General features: G+C 56.2%; 5 protein-coding genes. 4 read left to right on the top strand and 1 reads right to left on the bottom strand.

The window, feature by feature from the left end:
- Nucleotides 1–81 precede the first annotated feature (81 nt).
- Genes HP546_RS26015 through HP546_RS26005 form a run of 3 tightly spaced genes read left to right on the top strand, consistent with a single transcriptional unit; the run spans nt 82 to nt 3,860 of the window.
- Entirely contained in the window at nt 82–885 is an 804-nt protein-coding gene (locus HP546_RS26015; RefSeq protein WP_172231435.1) for a DUF6694 family lipoprotein, read from the top strand.
- Nucleotides 886–930: 45 nt separating this feature from the next.
- The gene (locus HP546_RS26010) at nt 931–3,381 is read left to right on the top strand and encodes a phage tail tape measure C-terminal domain-containing protein (protein WP_172231432.1); all 2,451 of its coding nucleotides are present in this window, start codon (nt 931–933) and stop codon (nt 3,379–3,381) included.
- Entirely contained in the window at nt 3,378–3,860 is a 483-nt protein-coding gene (locus HP546_RS26005) for a DUF1833 family protein (RefSeq protein ID WP_172231429.1), read from the top strand. Before HP546_RS26010 ends, HP546_RS26005 begins: the two co-directional genes overlap by 4 nt.
- Before the next feature lie 59 nt (nt 3,861–3,919).
- Here HP546_RS26005 and HP546_RS26000 read toward each other — a convergent pair whose 3' ends face one another.
- Nucleotides 3,920–4,165, bottom strand: a complete 246-nt coding sequence (locus HP546_RS26000; RefSeq protein ID WP_064614000.1) for a hypothetical protein — start codon at nt 4,163–4,165, stop codon at nt 3,920–3,922.
- Nucleotides 4,166–4,243: 78 nt separating this feature from the next.
- On the opposite strand from HP546_RS26000, the gene HP546_RS25995 reads away from it, so the two are divergent.
- Entirely contained in the window at nt 4,244–4,663 is a 420-nt protein-coding gene (locus HP546_RS25995) for a hypothetical protein (RefSeq protein WP_172231426.1), read from the top strand.
- Nucleotides 4,664–4,777: the final 114 nt, after the last annotated feature.

The raw sequence follows: 4,777 nt of genomic DNA, 5'->3' as shown, positions 1-4,777 counted from the left end.
GGACGCTATTGCTACCTGGACGTAAGTGGCTTTTAGCCTGCATTTGTTATCATCCGTTTTTTAACCTGTGAGGGATGACAGATGCGCAAACTAATTGCCGTGGCCATGGCCGCAGCTATGCTTTCAGGGTGTGGCGAGCCTAAGATTGACGGCAGCTCTGAAGAGGCATTTAAAAAATCGCTGTCCAAGGTCGCGGAAAACCTTCCTGCTGAAAAGCGAGAGCAGTTTAGCGCAGACGTAATGCTGCTAGCTTTTCAGAATATGGATCTAGGAAAGGTTATTAGCGGAAAACAAAAGCCTGACGATATTTCTGAAGGCATGCTTGCGTCCCTCGGCGGGAAAACCGCTGGAGAAGTCTCTGCTGAAGCCGCAAGGGTTCGTGAGGCGCGAGCTGCTCGGGAAAAACAGCAGGCACTGTCAGAAATTGCAGAACTTACAGAAAAGAAAGGTAAGAGCGAGATTGCAAAGGTCGAGCTTCAAAAGTTCGAGGTATTAAAGTCTCGATTCTACAAGCGAAAGGGCGAATATTCGTTCTTGAATGATTCTGTTGTAGAGCTTTCTGTTAAGAATGGAACAGACAAGGCTGTCGCTCGCGCCTTCTTCAAAGGGACAATTTCTTCTCCAGGCCGATCAGTTCCTTGGCTTGTTGAGGATTTCAACTACTCCATCGCCGGAGGAATGGAACCTGGTGAATCACAAAGCTGGTCTCTTACCCCGAATTCTCTCGGGGCCTGGGAGAGGGTTAACCCACCAAAGGACGCTGTGTTCACTGTTGAGGTCGTTCGGCTCAATGGCGCAGATGGTAAACCGCTCTTCGGTGATGGAGAGTTCACCGACCGCGACGCCGACAGACTGGAGTCGTTAAGAAAGCAGTACCCCAATTGATGACTAGCCCGCATATAGCGGGCTTTTTTATTCTCGGAGAAAAAGATGGCCTCAAGATCGTTGGGCACTTTGACTCTGGACGTTATTGCGCAGGTTGGCGGATTTGTAGCCGGCATGGACAAGGCGGAGCGCAGTTCCGCCAAATGGCGTAAAGAGGTTGAAAAGAGCGCCAAGGCGGTTGGGGTTGCTGTAGGCGCAGGTGTAGCGACTGCTGTTACTGCGTTTACGACGATGATGGTTTCAGCCGTCAATTCAGCATCTGAGATATCCAACCTTGCCGCAGTAGCAAACGTCAGCGTAACTGATTTCCAGAGGATGGCCGTAGGGGCCAGAACTGTTGGAATCGAGCAGGACAAGCTTTCCGACATTCTCAAGGACGTGAATGACAAGGTCGGTGATTTTCTGAACACCGGTGGCGGAGGGATGGCCGACTTCTTCGAGCAGATCGCGCCGAAGGTCGGCGTCACCGCTGACCAGTTCCGTAATCTGAGTGGCAGCCAGGCCCTCGGGCTTTATGTATCTAGCCTTGAGAAAGCTGGCGTCAGTCAGTCAGAAATGACGTTCTATCTTGAGGCTATAGCCAGCGATGCTACAGCCTTGCTGCCTCTGCTGCGTAACAATGCCGAAGGCTTCAAAAAATACGGCGATGCCGCTGAAGCTGCTGGCGCCATAATGGATGAAACGACCATTCTGGCAGCTAAGCAATTCAGCACGGAACTCACTGTGCTAGGCACCTATCTGGGCGCTGTGAAAACAACGCTAGCAGCTGAGTTCATGCCTGTGCTGGCACAGCTTTCCAAGGATCTTGTTAGCACCACCAAGGATGCCGGAGGGCTCAAAGCTCAGGTCAGCTCTCTGGCTGATTCTTTAGTTGAGGCTGTTGCAGTGGTTGCCAGTCTGGCAGACGGCACGAAACGGGCTTTCAACATCGCCGCACAGACAATTGTCGGTACATTCGATACTGCCATGTACTACCTGCGCAGTGTGGGTGCTGCCGGTAACGATGTACTTGGCGCCATCACCTTCGGCGAAACTTCTCGAGAGTTTAGGACCGCTGCCGAAAACATGCGCCAGGATGCTCTGGTCAACTTCGGTTACGCACGTATTGCTGCAGAGGAAATCAATAGCGAGCTCTCAAAGCCGCTGGCCGGCGACACTATTCGTCAGTATGTGATCGATGCCAAGAAAGCAGCAGCTGAACTGGGGACGATCACTCCACCAGGGACATTCACGGCAAATACTCCTGATCAGCAAGCAGCCGCCAAAGCAGCCGAAGCAGCAGCCAAGAAGCTGCAGGGACAGTTCGACACAGCCGAAGAGGGCTACAAGCGGCAGATCGCGCTGATCAACACGGAGACCGACAAGCGCAAGGAGGCCACCGAAGTTGCCAAGCTCCAGTTCGAACTGGAGTCGGGAAATCTCACGGGGCTGAGCGTCAAGCAGCAGGAGCGCCTGAAAGGTCTGGCGGCCGAACTGGACCAGTTGAAAAAGCTGAAACAGGCCAAGGAGGATGACAAGGCGGTCGCCGGGTTTGATGCCAGCGTGAAGCGGCAGCTGGACATCGACCAGCGCGCACTGGATGCGCCGCTGTTGAATGCCTACAGCAGCGACGAGATGAAGCAGCGCGCCCTGGACATGCTGGCGATCGAGCAGGACTACCAGGACCAGCTTGAGGATCTTCGTCAGCGGCATGAAGCCGGCGACGTTTCGGATTCGGCGTACGAACGCGAGAACGACATCCTCGAAAAAGCCTTGGAAAAACGCCGGGCCATGCAGGAGAAGTACTACCAGGACATCGACAAGCTGCAGCAGAACGGCACCGCCGGCTTCATCAGCGGCTTTGCCACCCAGGCTGAGGTGGCGATGGACCTTTATGGCAGCATGCAGCAGGTCGGCGCCGATACCTTGGCCAACCTGACGGATGCCGTCACTGAGTGGGCCGAGACCGGAAAGCTCGATGTTGAGGGCTTTGCTTCAACGTTCATTCAATCCATGGGCAACGCGCTTCTATCCTTCGCCGCCGCGCAGGTAGCCATGGCTGCCCTGAACGCCTTCGTTTCCATGATCGGCGTTCCCTTCGTGGGTCCAGCCATTGCACCTGGTGCTGCAATCGCCGCCGCCGGCGCCGCTGGTGTGCTCATGTCTGCTGTTGGCGCCTCGCTGGATGGCCAGGCGCACGACGGTATCGATTACGTGCCGGCTGATGGCACCTGGAACCTGAAGAAGGGCGAGCGTGTAACAACCGCCGAGACCAGCGCCAAGCTTGATCGGACGCTGGATGATGTTGCGAAGAACAGCGGCGGGGGAGGCGGGGTGCGTGATGTGAAAATCATAAACAACGGGCAGCCTGCAACCGCACGGATGCAAATGGATGGGGCCACCATGACGCTCATCCTCGACGCTGTGGCGGCAGATTTTAACTCTAGCCTTGGCCGGAATGGTCGGTACTCGAAGGCAGTGGAGGGAACCTACGGAACTAGGAGGATCCCTAAATGACGGCTCTCGAAATCGTTTATGCATCCGGTGGCGACATCATCGTCCCCACGCTGGAGATCTCGTGCCCCGCCTGGGACAAGACGCTGTACCTGGTGCAGGACTACGATGACTTCCGGGCGACAACTGAGGCAGGCAAAACGGTTACGTTCCTGGCTTCGTCCATTGACGTGGCCCTGCCGGCCAAGGACAACTCGGGCGCGCAGACGTTGACCTTCGTGATCGACAACGTGACCGGTGAGGCCCAGCAGCTGCTGGACGCCTCACTTGCCGCCGAGGCCAGGGTCACCCTGGTTTACCGCGAGTACCTTGCCAGCATTCCCGGCGAGCCCGCTGATCGACCATACCGCATGACCTCGTTCGGCGGGACCATGGATGGGCCCACTGTCCAAGTCGAGGCGGGCTACTACGACCTGATCAACATGATGTGGAACAGGGATCGATACACCACAGACTTTGCCCCAGGGCTGACACATCTCTGACTGGAGGGTGAACCATGGCAACAACTGTTAGGGTAATAAACGCGATGCCTACCCACGCTTCACTTCAATCCATCGTAAGGCTCGATAGTGATTGTAAGGTTCTTGAGGTGGTGATCTTCCCCCTTGATGAACTCCAAGGGCATCCCAGGATGCAACTTCTGCTCGACGATCCATCCCCCGGTGAATTCGAATCGGGCAGTGACGGGTGACGCTGAACCCTGGAACTTGATAGTTACTTTCTCCCCTGGTCGCTTCTCTGCCATGAACTCCGCGACCGTTTTCTCAGCTTCAAATTCTCTTGTCATTGCAAAACTCCTTTTTTGGCAAAGCTACTACGACCTATAGATGGTGCGTTACTGGCTATTTGCCCAGTCTGGATTCCCATGTACGACAAATATTTCACCGCGACGTATGAAGACGGGGCGCGGGGCGAGGTCGTGGGCGGCCGATACCTCCTCGACTGCTGGGGCCTGGTCCTGGCTATTCGTGAGGAAGTGCTCGGCCTGCCTCCGCTGCCGGCATTCGGCCCGATCGACCGCCGCGACCTCCGATCCTCCGCCAAGGCTTACGCCAAGTACTCCGACCTGATGCCGGTAGGCCCGCCCGTGCCGGGGGCTATCGCTGCAGTGATCCATGGCGGGCTTTGCACGCACGTCGGCGTCGTGGTCCCGATTGACGGCGAGCTGCGGGTATTCGAGATCAACCCCGTTGCCGGGGTGACCAACATGCGCCTGATCGACTTTGAGCGGTCATATCCGAGAGTGAAATACCATCGTGATCGAGATCTTTCCGAGCAAGCTTGAGGGTGGGGCGCTTGAGCGTCATCCATTGGAGCAGGCCACGACCATTGAGGCCTGGCTGAAGGCCAAGGTCCGCAGTTATCAGCCACGGCCTGTGCCGCCGATCAGCATCATGCG

It is taken from the genome of Pseudomonas sp. CM25, assembly GCF_013179705.1.
Taxonomy (GTDB): Bacteria; Pseudomonadota; Gammaproteobacteria; order Pseudomonadales; family Pseudomonadaceae; genus Aquipseudomonas.
Note: the sequence above shows the minus strand (reverse complement) of the source record. Positions and strands in the feature narration are given on the sequence as shown.

Excerpts from the sequence above, each read along its gene's own strand:
- HP546_RS26015 (WP_172231435.1), top strand. The coding sequence starts at position 82 with ATGCGCAAACTAATTGCCGTGGCCATGGCCGCAGCTATGCTTTCAGGG.
- HP546_RS26010 (WP_172231432.1), top strand. The coding sequence starts at position 931 with ATGGCCTCAAGATCGTTGGGCACTTTGACTCTGGACGTTATTGCGCAG.
- HP546_RS26005 (WP_172231429.1), top strand. The coding sequence starts at position 3,378 with ATGACGGCTCTCGAAATCGTTTATGCATCCGGTGGCGACATCATCGTC.
- HP546_RS26000 (WP_064614000.1), bottom strand. The coding sequence starts at position 4,165 with ATGACAAGAGAATTTGAAGCTGAGAAAACGGTCGCGGAGTTCATGGCA.
- HP546_RS25995 (WP_172231426.1), top strand. The coding sequence starts at position 4,244 with ATGTACGACAAATATTTCACCGCGACGTATGAAGACGGGGCGCGGGGC.